21 protein-coding genes and 1 other RNA gene are annotated in these 19,819 nt (G+C 54.4%); 2 read left to right on the forward strand and 20 right to left on the reverse strand.

What is annotated here, in order from left to right:
• Positions 1-16 precede the first annotated feature (16 nt).
• Entirely contained in the window at positions 17-538 is a 522-nt protein-coding gene (locus QJ48_RS01295; RefSeq protein WP_054971881.1) for a YhcN/YlaJ family sporulation lipoprotein, read from the forward strand.
• Between the two features lie 76 nt (positions 539-614).
• Here QJ48_RS01295 and QJ48_RS01300 read toward each other — a convergent pair whose 3' ends face one another.
• From QJ48_RS01300 to QJ48_RS01360, 13 genes are all read right to left on the reverse strand, one after another.
• Complete coding sequence (locus QJ48_RS01300; protein WP_054971864.1) at positions 615-1,067, reverse strand: pyridoxamine 5'-phosphate oxidase family protein; 453 nt, start codon at positions 1,065-1,067, stop codon at positions 615-617.
• A 140-nt stretch (positions 1,068-1,207) separates the two neighbouring features.
• A complete protein-coding gene (locus QJ48_RS01305) occupies positions 1,208-1,483 on the reverse strand; it encodes a hypothetical protein (protein ID WP_054971865.1) in 276 nt (91 codons plus the stop codon).
• A gap of 6 nt (positions 1,484-1,489) precedes the next feature.
• Positions 1,490-1,948: a hypothetical protein gene (locus QJ48_RS01310; protein ID WP_054971866.1), complete on the reverse strand. Its 459-nt coding sequence runs from the start codon at positions 1,946-1,948 to the stop codon at positions 1,490-1,492.
• Between the two features lie 29 nt (positions 1,949-1,977).
• Entirely contained in the window at positions 1,978-2,250 is a 273-nt protein-coding gene (locus QJ48_RS01315) for a YlaH-like family protein (RefSeq protein ID WP_054971867.1), read from the reverse strand.
• An 87-nt stretch (positions 2,251-2,337) separates the two neighbouring features.
• Complete coding sequence (gene typA / locus QJ48_RS01320; protein WP_054971868.1) at positions 2,338-4,179, reverse strand: translational GTPase TypA; 1,842 nt, start codon at positions 4,177-4,179, stop codon at positions 2,338-2,340.
• A gap of 227 nt (positions 4,180-4,406) precedes the next feature.
• Positions 4,407-5,075 (reverse strand): TerC family protein, encoded by a 669-nt coding sequence (locus tag QJ48_RS01325; protein ID WP_054971869.1) that lies wholly within the window; start codon positions 5,073-5,075, stop codon positions 4,407-4,409.
• A 63-nt stretch (positions 5,076-5,138) separates the two neighbouring features.
• Entirely contained in the window at positions 5,139-6,353 is a 1,215-nt protein-coding gene (gene thiI / locus QJ48_RS01330; protein WP_054971870.1) for a tRNA uracil 4-sulfurtransferase ThiI, read from the reverse strand.
• A gap of 3 nt (positions 6,354-6,356) precedes the next feature.
• Positions 6,357-7,523, reverse strand: coding sequence for a cysteine desulfurase family protein (locus QJ48_RS01335; RefSeq protein ID WP_054971871.1), 1,167 nt, complete (start codon positions 7,521-7,523; stop codon positions 6,357-6,359).
• 101 nt (positions 7,524-7,624) lie between these two features.
• On the reverse strand, positions 7,625-8,350 hold the full coding sequence (locus QJ48_RS01340) for a lytic transglycosylase domain-containing protein (protein WP_054971872.1): 726 nt from the start codon (positions 8,348-8,350) through the stop codon (positions 7,625-7,627).
• A gap of 120 nt (positions 8,351-8,470) precedes the next feature.
• Positions 8,471-8,890 (reverse strand): hypothetical protein, encoded by a 420-nt coding sequence (locus QJ48_RS01345; RefSeq protein WP_054971873.1) that lies wholly within the window; start codon positions 8,888-8,890, stop codon positions 8,471-8,473.
• A 58-nt stretch (positions 8,891-8,948) separates the two neighbouring features.
• Positions 8,949-9,158, reverse strand: a complete 210-nt coding sequence (locus tag QJ48_RS01350; RefSeq protein ID WP_054971882.1) for a DUF1540 domain-containing protein — start codon at positions 9,156-9,158, stop codon at positions 8,949-8,951.
• A 48-nt stretch (positions 9,159-9,206) separates the two neighbouring features.
• Entirely contained in the window at positions 9,207-10,349 is a 1,143-nt protein-coding gene (locus tag QJ48_RS01355; RefSeq protein ID WP_054971874.1) for a glycoside hydrolase family 15 protein, read from the reverse strand.
• An 87-nt stretch (positions 10,350-10,436) separates the two neighbouring features.
• The gene (locus QJ48_RS01360; RefSeq protein ID WP_054971875.1) at positions 10,437-10,937 is read right to left on the reverse strand and encodes a YpuI family protein; all 501 of its coding nucleotides are present in this window, start codon (positions 10,935-10,937) and stop codon (positions 10,437-10,439) included.
• A 219-nt stretch (positions 10,938-11,156) separates the two neighbouring features.
• On the opposite strand from QJ48_RS01360, the gene QJ48_RS01365 reads away from it, so the two are divergent.
• Positions 11,157-13,025, forward strand: a complete 1,869-nt coding sequence (locus QJ48_RS01365; protein ID WP_054971876.1) for a S8 family peptidase — start codon at positions 11,157-11,159, stop codon at positions 13,023-13,025.
• Positions 13,026-13,096: 71 nt separating this feature from the next.
• On the opposite strand, the gene rnpB is transcribed toward QJ48_RS01365, so the two are convergent.
• From rnpB to QJ48_RS01395, 7 genes are all read right to left on the reverse strand, one after another.
• Positions 13,097-13,516: RNase P RNA component class A (rnpB, locus tag QJ48_RS01400), an RNA gene on the reverse strand.
• A 70-nt stretch (positions 13,517-13,586) separates the two neighbouring features.
• The gene (locus tag QJ48_RS01370; RefSeq protein ID WP_054971877.1) at positions 13,587-14,702 is read right to left on the reverse strand and encodes a Nif3-like dinuclear metal center hexameric protein; all 1,116 of its coding nucleotides are present in this window, start codon (positions 14,700-14,702) and stop codon (positions 13,587-13,589) included.
• Entirely contained in the window at positions 14,678-15,442 is a 765-nt protein-coding gene (locus QJ48_RS01375; RefSeq protein WP_054971878.1) for a tRNA (adenine(22)-N(1))-methyltransferase TrmK, read from the reverse strand. Before QJ48_RS01375 ends, QJ48_RS01370 begins: the two co-directional genes overlap by 25 nt.
• A 1-nt stretch (position 15,443) precedes the next feature.
• Positions 15,444-16,280, reverse strand: a complete 837-nt coding sequence (locus QJ48_RS01380) for a hypothetical protein (RefSeq protein ID WP_054971879.1) — start codon at positions 16,278-16,280, stop codon at positions 15,444-15,446.
• Positions 16,281-16,419: 139 nt separating this feature from the next.
• Positions 16,420-17,538: an RNA polymerase sigma factor RpoD gene (gene rpoD / locus QJ48_RS01385; RefSeq protein ID WP_025853472.1), complete on the reverse strand. Its 1,119-nt coding sequence runs from the start codon at positions 17,536-17,538 to the stop codon at positions 16,420-16,422.
• Positions 17,539-17,589: 51 nt separating this feature from the next.
• Positions 17,590-19,425, reverse strand: a complete 1,836-nt coding sequence (gene dnaG, locus QJ48_RS01390) for a DNA primase (protein ID WP_054971880.1) — start codon at positions 19,423-19,425, stop codon at positions 17,590-17,592.
• A gap of 40 nt (positions 19,426-19,465) precedes the next feature.
• Positions 19,466-19,819 (reverse strand): DUF188 domain-containing protein (locus QJ48_RS01395; protein WP_054971883.1); only part of this gene is annotated, 354 nt, incomplete at its 5' end.

Consider the following 19,819-nt stretch of genomic DNA (forward strand, 5'->3'; position numbering starts at 1 on the left):
AAAGGACGATTTGCTGATGAAATTGTTTGTCGTGACCCTCTTGATGTTGTCCGCTGTCGTGTCAGGATGTAACCAAGCACCAAAAAATGGAGCTGCCCCCTCGCAGAGCGCCGATTCGAACCGGCAAGTACAAGTGAAGCAAACGGCACCGCAGAAAAAAGAAATTCAGGACCCCCGCGCCGTTGCCAGCAGGCTGGAGCAAATCGCCGTCAGCGTGCCGAATGTGGAGAGCGCCAATTGCGTCGTCTTCGGCAATACGGCCGTTGTGGGAATCAACGTCCCGCCTGCAATGGATCGCGCGAAAGTCGGAACGATCAAGCTGTCTGTCGCGGAGGCGCTCAAAAAAGATCCGTACGGAGTGGATGCGCTTGTAACCTCGGATATGGATTTAAACCAGCGCTTGTGGAACATCAGGCAGCAAGCGATGAACGGCAGGCCGATCAATGGCTTCGCTGAGGAAATGGCGGCCATTATCGGCAGGATCGTTCCACAGATGCCGCGTGACGTGAATCCGCTGCAATCGCAGCCGCCCGGTTAAAGTAATCCGCAAGTTCCAGGCAGCAATCTGTAACGGTCATTTGAGGTGGAAAAAAAGCCTAGGACAGCAAACGGTCTTAGGCTTTTTGCATCGCGTCGAACACCTGCGTGTCCAGCTTCTCAGCGGCACGCTTGTCGTACGTTTTTTCATATTCAGGCGCAACGGAAATGCGCGCTCCGTAGAACATCGCATCGCGCACCGAGGCAATGTCAATATCATAGCAAGCCAGCTTGAACGGAACCCCATCAAGAGCTTCGGCAACCTGACGCGCACTTCCGTAAATCACGAAGACGGAGCCGGCGACGATAACCGTCAAATTCACATGCGCATGCTGCTGGATGTTCGTCAAAATGCGCGAACGCTGGTCGACGGCAAAACGAACCGTCGTGCGGTCTCTAGCGAATAGCCACGAAATGGCGTTTGTCGCAGGCGAACCGGTTTCATGATCGATCGTGCTTAAGAGAGCAAACGAATCCTTTTGGAGTAGATCGAAGAGCTGTTCCGATAAGGCTGTGATCGTTTCGGCCATAGGTTCCCCTCCTGTAAAGGTTTGTCTCCGAATCTAAGACCATTATAGCATACGGGTTAGGTAACAGCTACCAGCAGTTATCACGGACACTCCCTTCGGACAATGATATTTTATTGTATCTCGCCGTCCGGGGTTATATGTCAATCATTGTATTTCGGATTCGAGTTAATGTCCGTTAAAAGCTGTTCGGCAAGCTCGCGGTCGAACCTTTTCGTATGGCTAACGCCTCCGGCCTCTTCGTACTCCACGGTATAGGTCTCTTCATCGGCTGTACGGACGAACCGTTCGAGATGATGGTCCTCCCGCAGGATCGTTTCGAAAAAATCTCTCGTCTCCGATGCTGCCGCGTCGTCCGGCCGGGCCTCCGCCACAATGCTGATCTGCAGCCAATTGAACACCGCATCCTGTAAATTCACAAGCCCTCAGTCCTCTCTCAGCAAAATCACTTGACGGCCGGTTGCCGTCCATGTCCGCATGGCACTCAGCCATCGCTCCGGTTCGGCTTCGGCTTGCCGGAGCAGCCCAGCCGCTTCCCGTGCCGTCAGAACCCGGTTCAAATACGCTTCGGCACAATGCGATAGATGCCAAGTCGGCGGGGCATCCGTAACAGCCACGCTTTCCGAATGCTCCGCTGCGGTGGACAATCGAATATCGCCGGATTGCGCCAGTGCAAACGGGAGCTCCTCCGTACCGCAGACCTCGCCCGACTCGTCCTCCGGCAGCAAATGCGCTTTGAACATCATCAGCAGCCGCGGGTGGATTCGTCCCATCGCTTCCAGAAAACGCATCCTAAGGTTCTCAGGCTCGAGCAGAAACCTGTCTCCGCCGAGCAGAGCCGTTTCCCCGTCCCACGACAAGGGGACTAGCCAGAAGTCCGACATCAGCCAAGCACCTCCATCGGGCCAAGCCCTTACGATTTGCGGTTTTCCCGGTCCTGAACGTAGTAGCGAATCCGAACCATGAGCATCAGCACGACCGCTACAGTTAAGCTGAGCACGATCGGCAGCCCCGCCAGTTGAAAGAACAGCAGCATCGCCGATCCGAGAGCCAGCATTAAGTAGATGATAGCGTCTTTGAGAATCGGCAGCTTCCGCGTCTTGAATACTTTATTGTACACGTAAGTAATCAGCACGAAGATGATGATCCATGTGACAAACGGATGCGCCCTCAGCCATTCGAGCATCGCGAATCCTCCTTTATGTATTATGTAGACTTGCAAAGAAAGCTCCGATTGCTCAGAGCTTTCCCGCGTCTTCTTTATTGAGTTGAATTAAGCGTTGGCTTCCGCCATTTTACGCTGCTTTTCGAAACGTTCGCGCTCGCCTTTGTTCAATATTTTTTTGCGAAGGCGAATCGATTTCGGCGTAATTTCGCAATATTCGTCGTCATTCAAATATTCGAGCGCCTGCTCCATCGAGTAGAGCCGCGGCGTTTTCATTTTGACCGTATCTTCTTTTGTTGCCGAACGGACGTTCGTCAACTGTTTTTCTTTGCAAATGTTCACGATGATGTCGTTATCGCGGTTGTGCTCGCCAACGATCATGCCTTCGTAAACCTCCGTGCCTGGTTCCAGGAACAGCGTACCGCGGTCTTCGACCGATAGCATACCATAGAACGTGGAAGTACCTGTCTCGCTTGAGATCAGCACGCCTTCATGACGTCCGCCCACGCCGCTGCCCGCATACGGACCGTAGCTGTCGAACGCGTGGTTCATAACGCCGTAGCCGCGGGTTAGCGTCAGGAAGTAGGTCCGGTACCCGATCAAACCGCGGGCCGGAATGAGAAACTCCAGACGAACGTTGCCGGAGCCATTGTTGATCATATTGACCATCTCGGCTTTACGCGTACCGAGGCTTTCCATAACGGAGCCCATGCTGTCTTCCGGCAAATCGATAATCAGCCGCTCGATCGGCTCCATTTTTTGGCCGTCGATCACGCGAATGATGACTTCCGGCTTCGATACCTGCAGCTCGAATCCTTCGCGGCGCATATTTTCGATCAAAATACCGAGATGCAGCTCGCCGCGGCCGGATACGATAAACGCGTCGGGGCTGTCCGTTTCGTCGACGCGAAGGCTGACGTCGGTTTCCAGCTCTTTGAACAGACGCTCGCGCAGCTTGCGGCTCGTTACCCATTTTCCTTCGCGGCCTGCAAACGGGCTGTTGTTGACGAGGAACGTCATCTGCAGCGTCGGCTCGTCGATCTTCAGCACCGGCAGCGCTTCAGGATTCGCCGGATCGGCCAGCGTTTCCCCGATGTTGATGTCCTTGATCCCGGAGATCGCGATGATATCGCCCGCGCCCGCCTCTTCGATCTCGATGCGCTTCAAGCCTTGAAAGCCGAAGAGCTTCTCGACGCGCGCTTGCTTCACTTGCCCTTCGCGGTTGATAACCGCAATCGGCTGACCTTGACGCACTGTTCCGCGGTTTACACGGCCGATAGCGATCCGGCCCAAGTACTCGTTATAATCCATCAGCGTGACAAGGAATTGCAAAGGCTCCTCGACATTCTCGGTCGGCGCCGGAATGTGGCTGACGATCGTATCGTAGAGCGCCTGCATGTTTTCGCCCAGCTTTTCCGGATCCAAGCTGGACATTCCCATAAGACCCGATGCGTAAACGACCGGGAAGTCAAGCTGATTGTCGTCCGCTCCCAGCTCGATGAACAGATCGAGTACTTCATCGACCACTTCGGCCGGTCTGGCGTTCGGACGGTCGATTTTATTGACGACGACGATCGGCGTCAAATGCTGTTCCAGCGCTTTGCGCAGCACGAACTTCGTCTGCGGCATCGTTCCTTCGAAGGCGTCGACGACAAGCAGTACGCCGTCGACCATTTTCATAATCCGCTCCACTTCGCCGCCGAAGTCGGCGTGGCCCGGAGTATCGACGATATTGATCAAGAAGTCTTTGTATTGGATGGCCGTATTTTTCGCCAAAATGGTAATGCCGCGTTCCCGTTCGATATCGTTCGAGTCCATGGCGCGTTCCTGCACCGCCTCGTTCTCCCGGAATGTTCCGGATTGCTGAAGCAGTTTATCCACCAGCGTTGTTTTGCCGTGGTCGACGTGGGCGATGATGGCGATATTACGAATTTTGTCTCTCGAATGCATGTAGTCTCAAAATCCTCTCTTTGAATTTGGCTCAATGTCGTGCTCCTTGTTGCCGGAGCGCAGCCCGTTCACAAAAGTAGCGTCGGACGTAAGCGCCGACGCTACAATTCACACTTTATTATACGTGCAGATGCCGCAAAACGCAAGATAGATTGCGGGATTAACCGATTATTTACAAATGCCTTTACATGGCTGAAAAGCGGCGTTCCGATAGCCTGCAAAACCGTCTAGGTATGCCGCTGCCGCGGCCGGAACACCCATTTCTTAAGCACGCCGGACGCAAGTACGATCAAGGTCGTGACGAACGGCAGCACATAATGCGAAATATCCCCGAGCAGTCGGGTTGCCAGCTTCTCGTCGGCGATAAACATTTCCCCTGCGGTGTAGCCAAGAATGCCCGCTCCCAAATAAACGAAAATGGGGTACCGCTTCAGCAAATTGACGACCAGGGTGCTTCCCCAAACGATAATCGGAATGCTAAGCCCGATCCCGAGAATGATCACCCCGACCTCTCCCTTCGCTTTGGCCGCGATGGCCAATACGTTGTCGAGGCTCATGACAAAATCCGCCAAAATAATCGTGCTGACCGCTTTGCCGAGGGTAGCCGCCTGCTTCACGTCGGAATGATCCTCTTCGTCGATCAGCAGCTTGATGGCAATCCATAGCAGCAGCACCGAGCCGAGCGCTTGAATGAACGGCACTTTCAAGATGTAGACCGCAATGACGGTCAGCACGACCCGCAAGGCGATCGCCCCGAAGGCCCCCCACCAAATCGCCTGCTTTCGCTGATGCAAAGGCAAATTTTTACTCGCCAAAGCAATGACGACGGCATTGTCACCGCTCAGCACGATATTGATCAGCATAATTTGAAGAAACAAAATGAACCAATCCAGCATTGTCGTTACCTCCATCTCATTTAATTCGATCTGGAGTCCGGCGAACGATGGCATAGGATAAGCTTAGAAAAAAGAGGAGAATGGATCTTCTTGTTCCGTCCGACGGTCCGTATCTATCCATAAGGTTTCCGTATTACGCACCGCTTCATCCATTTCTTCCTGCAGCCAGGGCATTCCCGCTTCGATGCTTTCGACGATCTTCAAGTTCGGGTTGGTGCTCGGACTTGGCGGCAAAAACAACGTGCAGCAATCCTCATAAGGCAAAATAGACACTTCGTATGAATCGATCGCCTCCGCGAGGCGGATAATTTCCAACTTTTCCATGCAGACGAGCGGACGGATCAGCGGAAGATGCACGGCCCGGCCGATGGCATTCATGCTGGAAAGCGTTTGGCTGGCCACTTGTCCCAAGCTTTCCCCGGTGACGATCGCGCCCGCCCCGTTCGCCTCGGCCAGCTTCTCTGCGATCCGCATCATGGCTCTGCGCAGCACCGTGATCAGCAGATTTTCCCGGTACGCTTCGTGAATCTTGGTCTGCACGCCGGTGAACGGCACCATGTGCAGCTTGATCGGCCCGGCATAAACGGCCAGCTTCCGGACCAGCTCCTTCACTTTCTCTTGGGATCTCTCGCTGGTATAAGGATAGCTGTGAAAATGGACGGCTTCCACTGCCAGCCCTTGGCGCATAGCCAAATATCCGGCTACCGGACTGTCGATGCCCCCGGACAGCATAAGCACCGCTTTGCCGTTCGTACCGAGCGGGAACCCCCCGGCGCCCGGGTCCACTTGGCTGTACACGAGCGCTTGCCGTTCGCGAAGCTCGACTTTCAGCTCCGCTTCCGGCCGACGCACGTCCACTTTCAGGTCGGGCATCGCCCTTAATACATAGCCTCCGACGAGCCGGTTCATCTCTTGCGAATCGTGCGGAAAGCTTTTGTTCACGCGGCGCACGCTGACCTTGAACGTCCGCGGCTGCGGGTCCATAGCCTGCATCGCCAAGAGCGCCGTTTCCTGCACACGCTCCAGTTCCAATTCCGTCGTAAGCACGGGACTGAACGACACAACGCCGAACACCGTCTTGAGCGGCTCGCGCACCGCTTCGTAAGGCGTACCGTTCAAATGCAGCGTAATTCGCCCGAATTCTTTTTCATACTTGATGGCTCCCCAAGGACGCAATACTCGTTTCAACTGCTGCAAAACCGCTTGCTCGAACCGGTGGCGGTTGCGTCCTTTAAGCGTCAATTCCCCCAAACGGAGGACGACCTGTTGCGGTGTCATAAGTTACCTCCGTTCGTTCTTCCCGGCCATGGCCGGTTTTAACTCTTCTACAAGCTGTTTAAGCACGCGGCAAAAGCGGTCCGCATCGCCCTCGGTCTGCTGAAGCGAGTAGCTAAGTCGGATGCCGCTGACTGCGACAGACGGGTTCGCCCCCATGGCCGACAGCACGCGGCTGGGCTTCTCCGCTCCCGAAGAGCAGGCCGAGCGGGTCGACACATAAATGCCGTGCCGCTCCAAAGCATGCACGAGCACCTCGGACCTCATGCCGGGAAACGAAAAATGGACAATATGCGGCGCCATATCTTCCGGCCGCTCCGAACCGTTCAACACAAGCTCCGGAATTTGGCGGACTCCCTCGATCAAACGGGCACGCACTCTGGCCGTATGCGCCGCAAATGCAGGCTGCTCCTGAACGGCCATCCGCACAGCCTTGGCCATCCCCACCACAGCCGGGACATTTTCCGTCCCCGAACGAAGCCCTTCCTCCTGCCCGCCTCCGAACAGCAGCGGCTGCAATTCGACCCCGCGCCGGCAGTATAAGAACCCGATGCCCTTCGGGCCGCGAAGCTTATGGGCGGCACTGGACATCAGATCGATTCCGTGCCGCTTCGGGTCGACTGGGAGCTTCCCGATAGCTTGTACGGCATCGACGTGAAACAATGTCTTGGGTCGGCTGCGCAGCAGGGCGCCGATCGCTTCAATCGGTTGAATCCGGCCCATTTCATTGTTTACATGCATCACGCTGACCAGAATCGTTTCGTTGGTCAATGCTTGCTCAAGGTCTGTCAGTTTAATTTGACCTGTAGCATCCACCGGCAAATAGGTCACTTGAAAGCCCTCTTCTTCCAGTTTACGAAAGGTTTCGTAAACTGATGCATGCTCGATGGACGAAGTGATCAAATGATTGCCCCGCGAACGGTATCGGTAGGCCGCTCCGCGGATGGCCAAGTTGTTGCTCTCCGTTCCGCCGGACGTAAACCGGATCTCATTCGGGTCGCAGCGTAGAGCGTTCGCAATCGTTTCCCGCGAACGGCTTACGAGCTGCTCGGCTTCCAAACCCAGCTTATGCAAGGACGACGGATTGCCGAAGTGCGATTTCATCACTTCGGTCATGACGCCGATGACTTCGTCATACATAGGCGCGGTTGCCGCGTAATCCATATACAGCATTTGTCATTCCCCTTTTTCGTAGTCTCTCCTTGGTCCAGGAAGAAAATAAGACCAATGGTCGGCTCCCGCAAACGGAGTGCCTACGATTGGTCTCGCTCATTTCATGCCTCGTAGTGCTCTTTCAACGCCAATACTTTGCGTACGTACTGCTGTGTTTCGGCAGGCAGCAGATGCAGCTTTTCGGCTAATTCCTGATCGTTTCGAATGCCCAGCCGATCCAGCCTTGTAGGTCCTGCATTGTAAGCGGCGAGCGCGGTGCCCAAACTGCCGCCGTATTTGGATAGCAAGTTGGACAAGTAACGGGTCCCGCCGTGGATATTTTGCGCCGGGTCGAACGGATTGTCCACTCCCAATCCTTGACCGGTTGCGTCCATCAATTGCATCAAGCCCTTGGCTCCCGCACCGGATACAGCATTGGCATTAAAAGACGATTCTGCATGGATGACCGCTTTCACTACACTGGGCTCGACGCCGAACCGGCGGCTGGCTTCCTGAATCAGCGGCTCGTAGGCCGACGGCTTCACAGCGGAGGCGAACTTGTTCGTGAGCGCGCCTGCGGAAGCGGCGGACAATCCGCTTAGCATAGCCGGGCCCCAAGCTTGTCCCGGGACGAGCCCGGCTCCTGCTGACAGGCCGGCCGTACTTTGGGGCGAAGCCGAATCCATACCGGCCAGCAGCCCGTTCAATATGGAGGCAAAGTCCGTATTATCGCTTTGCTCGGTTACGGAATTTCTGCCGGAGGTCAGCAAGCTTAATTGGTTCATCACCTGAAGCTGCAGCAGCTCTTTAATCGTATAGGGATCGATAGCTTTTGTCGATAAGTTCATCGGTTGCGGAAGTCTCCTTGTACCGGGATTCTTTTCCCATTGTACACTTTTTTGGGCGACTCAGCCACAATAAAATTTTAAAGAAAAACGGCAGACCGGTGCCGGCCTGCCGTCTCCGCCTCAAGCGTATAGAGGAACCAAAATGAAATAACCGGCCAGCGCGATCAAACCGATGATGATCGACCAAGTGCCCAGCGAACGCTCGCCCAACATATAAGCAAACAGCCCTAGCAGGGCTGACGTCGAGCCGAGCAGCGCCGGATAAAGAAACCACGCCAGAATAGACAGCACGAGCGCCGTATATCCAAGCCAGCGGTAAGACGTTTCCGCCTTTTCCTCCGTACCCTTTTCCGTTACGGCCACTGGCTGCGTTAAGCGGGATTTGTCCTGCCGCGAACCGCCACCGGGATAAGTGATCTCCGCGGCGAATTCCTCGTGCGTCTTCCTGCCGGATTCCCTGCGCAGCTGTTCTTGCTTGAACTTCCTCAGCGACCTGTCGTCCCGAACCGAACCGGGATGTCTTCCGAGCTTCCGTTTCATTCGGTCCCCTTCCCTTCCTGAGAGAAATGAACGCTTGACACTTCCGGAAAAACGGTGCTTATTTCGATTTTCTCGGCGCGAAGGTGTGACAACAGGTGTTCTGCGAGCTCGCCGCCCGGTCTTGATGATCCTCGAACTCGGCTCCGAACTCCGCATCATACTTGATGTCCGCATGTTTGTCGATCTCGATCATAATCGTGCTTGCGTTGCAATTGTTTCCCTGCGCCCAATATTCACAGTTGGAAACACTGCATTTGACATCTGGCATCATAATCACCCCTCTCTCAGCTTACCCGCATCAAAAAGGGGATATACTCTAGGCGCTGGCCCGCAGCTTGTAATATAGCACCATGAACATCGCATGCGACCACAGCAGCGGCGTTGCCGGTGGCCCCCAGCGGCCGACCCAATCGTCATAGGCTTCCTCGCCGCCATGCGGACGCCTCACCTGCTCCGGAAACCGGCCTAATTCGTCCGCTTGCGCTGCGATCCATTCAAGCGAGCGCACAGCTTCCTCCCGGTGTCCTCTCCCCAGTTGCACCAGTCCGTACCAGGCCGCCAGCAGCAGCCACTCTCCCCCACCATAGTAGGTATCGCTTGCGTAACGGCGAACGCCTCCGGTTTCCGAGCGGAGCTCCGTCTTGATCGCTTCGATCGTTTTATGCATAACCGGATTCTGCGGATCGAATACGAGGAAAGGCTCCGCCAGCCACAGCAGGCTCGCGTCCACTCCGGCATAGCCCGTTACGTAAGCTGTGGAATCCCCTTGGGGGACAGGAGTGATGTTTTTGACAAAATGGCCGTTTTCGGAATGTACGCCATGCTGCAGCAGGAACTCTTTTATTTCCGAGCAAACATGGTGCAGCTCCGCATTGTCGTCCAGCCGGGCAACTCCCTCCAGCCCGCCGTAAATGCAGGCCAGCGTCGAAGGATGCACGTGCTCGCCGTATTCCTCCCAGCAATCGAAGTTCGGATACCGCCAAAACGCGCGCAAATAATCGACCGCCGCATCAACGCTGATCCGGTACGTATCCGGAATCCGATCCGATCCGACCGCGCGAAGATGCTCCGTCAGCCCCCACAGCCACGCTCCGTAGCCGTCCAGTTGGAAATGCCCCCATTCCGAGCTCGTATCGTCCCGGCCATCCAGATGATAGCGGGTATGTAAAAATTCGTGAAGCGCCACGTGCTCCCCCCGGGATTGCTTGTCCGTCAAATAGCGGATTTGACCTTGCTTGGAAGCGATTATCCGGTTGGCCCAGTCATAAAATAAAGCCGCGCTGTCGTGCTCTCCCGCCGTATCCATGGCGTATGCGACGAAGCTTCCGTCCCTTAACCAGCCGTAGGCATAGTGCGCAAAAAGCGGACAGGCTACGTATCCCCCTTCCGGGTGCTGGTTTAACCGGATCAGCCGTATGGACGCTTGCACCAGCTCTTCCTCATTCATCTTTGACCGCATCAGAGAACCCCTTCCTTTAATTTAATTAAACAAAAAGAGATGCCCGAATCGAAGCATCTCTTCACAATATGTCTCGGATCGGACGAATTATACTTTCTCGCCCTGCATCCGTTTTTGCGTAATATAGTCGGTTTCGTAATAAGCCAAATCTTCGCGCAGCGTTTCAAAAATTTTGGACAGCTCGATCGTCAAGTCGCGCACGTCGCGTACAGGCTTTTTACGGAAGCGGATGGCATCCTGACCGGTATAAGCATAACGGCCGTCTTCGGAATAGCATTCGTTTTTCGGATAAAAAAAGCTGTTCACAGAGCTATGATAAACGTCGTAAAGCACTTTTTCGGCATAATCCACGTTAAAATTCGGACGGCGTAGCGCCACGCCGAGCTTCTCGTACGTCACCTCGGAAAACACTAACAAATGTCTCGTATCGGTCAAATAACCTTTATAAAATTCTTCCATCGCTTCGTCATTATCGGTATTCAGCTGCTGCAAAGAATGTCCGTTCAGGAATTGTTCCATTTTGGCGATTGCCTCGCTCAGCTTGGTCCTTGTCGTTTCACAAAGTGTTTTTACATGAAATACTGCCATCGCTTAAAAGACCTCCTCAACTTAAAAACAGAACGATATGGGCAAAACGACCTCTCGATACCATCGTACCACAAAACGCATGTAAAAGTAATATGAAAAACATCCATGAATCCTTTGTTTCGGACTGCTCCTTTTTGGATAACTTTGCTGCTTTTTAAACGGCCCGCGAAGGGGATTCTAAATGACGTACACACTGTTCCGATCAGGAGGCAACGGCCCATGTGGAAATACGCTTTATCGATCGCTCTTGTCATTGCCGGGGTAGCGCTTTTCTTCCCCCGCGGCGATCAGGCCCCAAAACCCGAGACGGTTACGCCTGCCGCCGAGTTGAAAATGAAGCAAACAATGCTGAATCAGGATGTGGCCCGCACGGATGAGCTTTGCCGCAACCAGTGCAGCCTGGAATTGCATCGAATCGTTCAGGACACGCAGGCGCAAACGGAAGACAAAGCGCGGGAAACGCTGCAAGCGACCCAAGCGGCTCATCCGCAAATGGAACGCCTGGTGCGCACTAAACGAGATCAAACCTTGGACCAAGGCATTGCGGCAGGTACGCTGAACGACGCGGCGGTAAAAGCTTCACGGCCTTATATGGAGGAAGCGAAGCGGGAGGTCGATGCCGGTAAGACGTATCAATCTCCGCCGTTTCAAGCGGACGGCAGCACGTATTTCGTTCTTGGCGTTCCTGCGGGGGATGGCGCATCCGGGATCGTCGGCGCCGTACGCCAGCAAATTCTCGCGCAGGTGGCCGATCACCAGAAGAAAAACTTAAGAATCGAGCCGTACCCGGCGGAAGGACGCTACAAGATCGAATCGGTAGATTCGAAATCGCTTCAGAACGTGCAGGTTCGTCACCCTGAAGACAACCAGGGAACGAGCCATTATCACACGAATCAAGTCGTCGTCAAATTCAAGCAGCAGCCTTCCGAGAACGACCTTACCCGTATCCGGCAAGAAATTGGCGGAGGCCATGTCAACAAACTTGGCTATACTTACGTCTTCGAGTCGCCGAACATGGAAGCCAAGCAGCTCATGGGATATTTCGGGAAATGGGACATCGATTACGCCGAGCCGCATTTTCTTTATTTAACGAACGACATTGCACCCGTTCAACCCCCGAATTCGGCAACGGTCATTACGCCGAACGACTCGCTGTACCGGCGGTATCAATGGAATTTGCCGCAGATCGAAACGGAGGCCGGCTGGAACGTCTCCAAAGGATCGACGGATGTCATCGTTGCGGTCGTCGATACCGGGGTCGATCTGAATCACTCGGACCTGAAAAACCATCTGATGAGCGGCTACAATGCAATCCAGCCCGGAGCCCGCCCGGTCGACGATGTCGGACACGGCACACATGTGGCCGGAGTCATCGGGGCCGTCGTGAACAACAACTTGGGCGTGGCCGGCATGAGCTGGTATAACCGCGTCATGCCGGTGAAGGTGCTCGATTCCAGCGGCGCAGGCAGCACTTATGCCGTCGCGCAGGGCATTATTTGGGCAACGGATCACGGGGCCAAAGTCATCAACATGAGCCTCGGCAACTATGCCGACGCCCAGTTCCTGCACGACGCCATCAAGTATGCCTATGACCGCGACGTCGTCCTGATTGCCGCTAGCGGCAACGATAACACGGAACGTCCGGGTTACCCGGCAGCCTATCCGGAAGTGCTCGGCGTGGCCGCAGTGGATGCCAAAAAACAAAAGGCAGCCTTCTCCAACTACGGCAACTATATCGGCGTAGCAGCCCCTGGCGTTAACATCGCCAGCACGTATACGAACAACCAGTATGCGGCACTGTCCGGGACTTCGATGGCCAGTCCGCACGTTACGGCGCTTGCGGCGTTAATCCGTTCGGTCAATCCGAAGCTGAAAAATACGGAAGTGGTCCGAATCATCCGGGAAACGGCGATGGATCTGGGGCCTGCCGGGAAAGATAAATATTTCGGTCACGGGCTGATCGACGTGGCAGCTGCGCTCAAGGCAGCGGAACCGAGGACTTCCCGCCAAGCGGCCGGCGCCCCAACCGAGACGGCTCCGCAGCCGGGATGGCCGGCCTGGATGCAGCGCTGGTTTAGACGGGAATAGAGGATAAAAAACAGCAAAAAACCGCCTCCTGAGGCGGTTTTTTGCATGAAGATCTATTGCGTAAGCGGCTGAAAGAAAGTTTGCCGTAAGCCGGGTTCTGTGCTTCCGGTGGTCGTAGCGGGTGCCACCCTGCCACCATTGAAGCGACAATCATCTATCTAGGCCGTCCATTGCTGAACGGCTCAAGCGACCAACCCGAACGCGTCTCGGGCAAAGACTGTCCCTTGCGGGACGTGCGTTCCTCTAGGTCTTGCTCCAAATGGGGTTTACCAGGAACTATGTCACCATAGCTCCTCGTGGTCTCTTACACCACGGTTCCACCCTTACCTGTGCCGGCGGCGATCGAAGATCGCGTGCACGGCCATCGGCGGTCCATTTCTGTGGCACTAGCCTTCAGCTCGCGCTGACTGGACGTTATCCAGCATCCTGCCCTATGGAGCCCGGACTTTCCTCTCGTGGCGGACGCCACCAGCGATTGTCTGTCAAACTTTCCTTTGCAATAGATGCATCTGCTAGTATACAAGGAATCGGCTCAAAACTCAACTGCCGGATTCCGGCAAATTACACGAACCGGAACGGTTCCGTATCGATTTCCGAAGCGATGACCGCCGTAGCCCACTTTCGCTCCTCCAGCTTCCGCCGCAAGTGGTCGGCGACGCCACGCTTCATGATTTTTTCCACATTGTGCCCCGGATCGATCAGCGCGATACCGGCCGCCAAGGCGTCATGCGCCGTATGATAATCGATATCGCCGGTTATCAGCACGTCCGCTCCGGCGAATTGCGCATGCTTCACGTAGCGGCTGCCCGATCCCCCGAGCACGGCCGCTTTGCGTACAGTCCGCGAGAGATCGCCGACAACGCGCAGCATCGGCACGTCAAATACCTGCTTGACCTTCTCGCACAGCTCCTGCAGCGTTACCGGCTGCGGAAGCTTTCCGGCGCGGCCGAGCCCGAACGTGCGCGTTTTCAAATCGAGCGAATACAGATCGTAAGCGACTTCCTCATACGGATGCGCCTTCAACATCGCCTGCACGACTCTGCGTTCCACGCTCTGAGGGACGATCGTTTCGACGCGAATTTCCTGCGCCGTCTCCAGCTTTCCGGGCTGGCCGATAAACGGGTTCGTCCCTTCTTCCGGCTTGAACGTTCCGACGCCTTCGATATTGAAGCTGCAGTGGCTGTAACGGCCGATGCCGCCCGCTCCCGCTTCGAACATCGCTTGGCGAACCGCGTCGGCGTGCGTCGTCGGAACGAAGACGACGAGCTTTTTCAGCTTATCGGTATGTACTTCGTCAAGCGGCTGCGTATCGGTCATGCCGATCGCTTCCGCCATCATGTCGTTGATTCCCCCGTCGGCCACATCCAGATTCGTATGGGCGATATAGACCGCGATGTCGTGTTTGATCAGCCGTTCGTAAAGCCGGCCTGCCGGCGTATCCGTCTGAATATGCGGCAGCGGACGGTAAATGATCGCGTGATGTGCAATAATCAGATCGGCTTGCTCGCGAATCGCCTCGTCTACTACTTCTTCCGTCACGTCAAGCGCGACAAGCACCTTGCGGATTTCCTTTTGCAGCGTGCCGATTTGCAGCCCGATTTTATCGTTCTCCACGGCGTACGATTTGGGCGCGAGCTCTTCCATCAATTGAATTACGGCCTGGCCTTTGGCGTACATGCGGCTAACACCTCCTCGATTCGTTTCATCTCGGCGCGAAATTCCGCTTCCTTACTGCGGGACGCTTCCGTTTCGGACCCGGCCAGATTATCGCATATTTTACGGAGCTTATCCAATTCATAAGTCCATTTCTTAGCCCAGACGGCGGAAGCCTCCCGCAGCAAATACGGCCCCATGCTCAGCAGAACCGCACGATCTGCGGTCATTCCGTTTGCCAAGGTCAGCGGTTCGTACAGCGATTCCGGATCTGCCCCGGACTCCGAAGCGGGAACGGCGGTCAAAATTTCATAGATTTTTCCGTCTTCCTCCAAAATGTGCTCCCCGGTCAACAACCAGCCGTTACTCAGCAGCCATTCCCGGACCGCCGCTTCGCCGACATTCGGCTGAAGCACCAAGCGGCCCACGCCTTCCAGCTTCGCCTTTCCCGCTTCCAGAATCGAAGCGATCAGCACTCCGCCCATCCCCGCAATCGTAATGACATCCGCTTCGCCTGGCGCGATGACGGCCAGACCGTCGCCCTGCCTGACGTCAATGATCTTCTCCAGCCCCGATGCCCGCACCTGCTTCACGGCTGCGTCGTACGGACCCGGATTTACCTCGCCCACAATCCCTCGTACGATCGTGCCTTGCTTTGCCAAATAAGCGGGAAGCAGCGCATGGTCCGAGCCGATATCCGCCAGACGGCTGCCCGCGGGAACCTCCTGTGCAATTCTGCCCAAACGTTTTGATAATCGTATCATCTCAGACAACCCATTCTGTCCATTTTTTTCTCCATACAAACAGCAAGGAAGCCTCAGTCACAATCTTAACCAACAGCATCCATTGCAGCGTCATTTCGCCGTACTGCTCGGCATACAGCATACCATATAATTCAGGCATATACCAAACGATCAAGCTGAGCAAAAAGAAGACGAGTCCCATATGGCGGCTCTTCTCGTGAACCATCCACCCCATCCAGCAGAAAAGAATGCTGAGCGGCACCCAACTGAGCTCCAGCGTAACCCAACTGATCGAATCAAGCTGATAATGCAGCAGCCAGCCGTAGCAGAACACCAGGCTCACCCAACCGCCGAGATGGAACGGCACGTGCCTTGCGAGCAGGCCCGTGACAATCCACACCAGGCTGCATAGAAACACGTAGGTAACGACAAAAACGGACGACTGTATCCCGTGGAGCTTCATAAGATAAACTCCGATAAAGAGCAAAAACAACGAAGCCATGCCGATCAAAATTTGCGAGCCCATCGGGTCCTTTTCCCGCTTGTACCCCCCATACCCGTAACAGCAAGCGAGAAATAAAAGCGAGACCCCTATTTGCATTGGTAATTGAAAAGCGTTAAAATGAAGAACAGTAAAAGAAAAGGCGCATGCGGCAACCAAAACGAGAACCCATATTTTCCAATTGCTGTCGCTTATTTTAGACGCCGTAATTCCGAACAATCCACCGGAGTTTCCCGGTTTTTCTTGATTGTCTTCCAAGTAAATATTCAGCAAAAAGTCGCAGTACTGCTCAGGCAGCAGCTTGCTTCGCCGCCAGTGCTCGATTTCGCGGATTATCGTTTTCTTTTTATCATCCATAGCTCTAATGATCCTCCGGAAGCCCGTCGTCGCTTAATACATATATGGGATACAAGGTACATAATTCATTCATCGGCTTGGAGCCAGCAAAAAATTAGACCTTCCCGCAGGCGGCGGAAAGGTCGTAGTGACAAGCTAATTATTCAAGAAAATCTTTCAACCGTTTGCTGCGGCTCGGATGGCGAAGCTTGCGCAGCGCCTTGGCTTCGATCTGGCGAATCCGTTCCCGGGTAACCCCGAATACTTTGCCGACTTCCTCCAGCGTCCGCGTCCGGCCGTCATCGAGTCCGAAGCGCAGCCGAAGCACGTTTTCCTCGCGCTCGGTCAAGGTATCGAGGACATCCTCCAGCTGCTCCTTGAGCAGCTCGTAAGCCGCGGCATCCGCCGGAGCCAGCGCTTCCTGGTCTTCGATAAAATCTCCGAGGTGCGAATCATCTTCCTCGCCGATCGGCGTTTCGAGCGATACGGGTTCTTGCGCGATTTTCATAATCTCACGCACTTTATCCGTACTGAGATCCATTTCCTTCGCAATTTCCTCCGGCGTAGGTTCGCGCCCCAGTTCCTGCAGCAGTTGACGGGATACCCGGATCAGCTTGTTGATCGTCTCCACCATATGTACCGGAATCCGGATCGTACGCGCTTGATCGGCAATCGCGCGCGTAATGGCTTGACGAATCCACCACGTGGCATACGTACTGAATTTGAAGCCCTTGATATGGTCGAATTTCTCAACCGCTTTGATCAAGCCCATATTGCCTTCCTGGATCAAGTCAAGGAACAGCATCCCCCGGCCGACATACCGCTTGGCGATACTGACGACCAGACGCAGGTTCGCTTCCGCCAAACGGCGTTTCGCTTCTTCATCGCCCTGTTCGATCCGTTTCGCCAAATCGATCTCGTCCTCTGCGGAAAGCAGCGGGACCCGGCCGATTTCCTTCAAATACATCCGTACCGGATCATTGATCTTAATGCCAGGCGGCAAGGACAAATCGTCGTCAAAATGGAATTCGTCGTGCTCATGCTCCATCGGAGTCAGATCATTGTCATCGTCCGATTCGTTCCCGACATCGATGCCCATCTCTTGAATTTGTTCAAAAAATTCATCGATTTGCTCCGGGTCTTGATCGAACGGCGCGAGCTTCTCCATAATTTCTTTGTACGTAATTGCCGAACGTTTCTTGCCTTGTTCGATCAACTGTTCTTTAACTTGTTCGAGCGTCAACTCTGTCTCTAGTTCCGTACGTTGATCGTTCGCCATAATCCAACTCCCTCCTCCCTGGAATACACCCCGATACCATATTGAGACGAATCAGGATGATTTCAACTGCTTTTCCAAGGATATAATCTCACTGCCTAGTTGCAGGGCTTTGGGAATATCACCCAAACGTTCTGCTTGCTTGATTTCTTCTCTTTTTCGTTCCAATGTCTGCAAGAGCGGGAACTTTTTGATTTGCCGGATGTAATCGTCAATCACGGCATCGTTAATACCGCTGCGATTGTCTATTAAAGTTAAGGAGCTAGCCAAGCTCTCAAGCTTGTCATCCTGCAGCATGCCGATGAACGTGCTGGCGTTGGGCTCGAATCCTTGTGCGTAGTAGGCGTACAAGTAAGCGGCAAGCGCCGCGTGAGCTTCCATATTGAAACCGTCTCCCAGCTGACGCTCGACATAACCGGATATGTCCCGGTCCAGCATCATGACGGCAAGCAGTTGACGCTCTGCATTCTGATAGGCAGGGACCATCGAAGGGGGTTGCGCGCGAAGCCTTCCGTCATTCATAACATTATTCCACGAATTGTCTTTATTATCCCCGGAACGGTCCTTTTTTTCGGCTTGGAGCCTGATCTCGTTCAGATTTTGCATCGCGGATTCGAACGTTAGGTGAAATTCGGAACAAAGCTCTCTCACATAGTGCTCTCTCTCAATGGGTGAAGTCAGTCCTGCGATCAAGCGGAGCGCTTGTTGAATGTAGCGAAGCTTTTCTCCATCCTCCTGCAGTTTATAATTTTTACGATAATAAAAAAGTTTATATTTGATCGACGGTACGGCGGTTTCGATAACCTCTCGTACGAATCGTTCAGAACCGTTAGCGGAAATATATTCGTCCGGGTCCAACCCGTTCGGCAACATGGCAATTCTTACATTGCATCCTGCATTTTCCAGCAATGGAATGCTCTTATAGGCTGCGGATTGTCCGGCATTGTCCCCGTCGTAAGAGACGACTACCCGTTCCGCAAGACGCCTGATCGCTTCCGCATGCTCCGGTGTCAGTGCCGTTCCCATGGTCGCCACGCCGTTATGCACTCCGGCCTCCCAAGCGCGAATGACATCCATGTAGCCCTCGAACAAAACGAGTTCCTGGCTTTTGCGGATTTGGGGTCTGGCGGCATGCAGATTGTACAGCGTACGGCTCTTATGGAAAAGCATCGATTCCGGACTGTTCAAATATTTGGGCTGTACGTCGCCCATCGCTCTTCCTCCGAAGGCGATAATATGCCCTTTCCAATCGCGAATCGGAAACATGACGCGGTCTCGAAATTTGTCGACATACCCGCTTCCGTCCTGCTTCGCCGAGATCAGCCCTCCTTGCTCCACCAGGGGCAGCGGAAACTGCTTCTTATCGAGCAGATTCGTCAGCGTATCCCAGCGCGATGGCGCGTAGCCGATACCGAACGTTTCGATGAGCTTATCGGTCATCCCCCGGGCATGCAAATACTGCTTCGCTTCTTTGCCCTGCTCGGTGTTGTGAAGAAGATATTCGTACAACTTGCCGGCAAGCTCATGAGCTTCGATCAGTTTCGCCCGATCCGCGTGCTCCTTCGTTTCGGCTTGGCCTTGCTGCGGCCCGAGTCCGATGTCGAGCTTCGCTTCATCGGCTAATTTCCGGAGCGCCTGGCCGAAAGACAGCCCTTCGACTTCGGAAACGAACCGGATGGCGTTCCCGCCCGCCCCGCAGCCGAAACAATGATAAATCTGCTTTTCGGGCGTGACGGTAAAGGAAGGTGTCTTCTCTGAATGAAAAGGACAAAGACCTTTGAGATAATGTCCCTGCTTTGTCAAATGAACGTGTCTTCCGACGACTTCGACAATATCGTGGGCTTTCAAGACCGCGTCGATGACTTGCTCGGGAATGCGTCCGTTACTCATCCTATCCACCTTCATTCAAATTAACACGTATAGGTATTCGCTACTTTGCCCGATTCTCCTGCAAGCCCGACAAAACTTTTGTCAAAGTTTGTAGAAAGGCTTGGCGGTCCTCGTCGGTGAACGCTTTAGGACCTTTCGTATGCTTGCCTCCGCGGCGCTGTTTCGCCTGCTCGTGTCTTCGTTCCAGTAAAAAATCAATGGTCCGTTCATTGTACGTTTGGCCGCGATTCGACAGCGCCAGCGCTTTTTTGCCAAGCGCCAAAGCAGCCAGCCCGAAATCCTGCGTGACCAGCACATCTCCGGGCGCGATGCAATTGACGATATACAGGTCTACCGACTGGTCCGACCGGTCCACTTGAACGATATCGACGCCGTCCATCGGCTGCAGCCGATG

Origin of the sequence: Paenibacillus sp. A3 (genome assembly GCF_001399685.1) — a bacterium.
Lineage (GTDB): Bacteria > Bacillota > Bacilli > Paenibacillales > NBRC-103111 > Paenibacillus_G.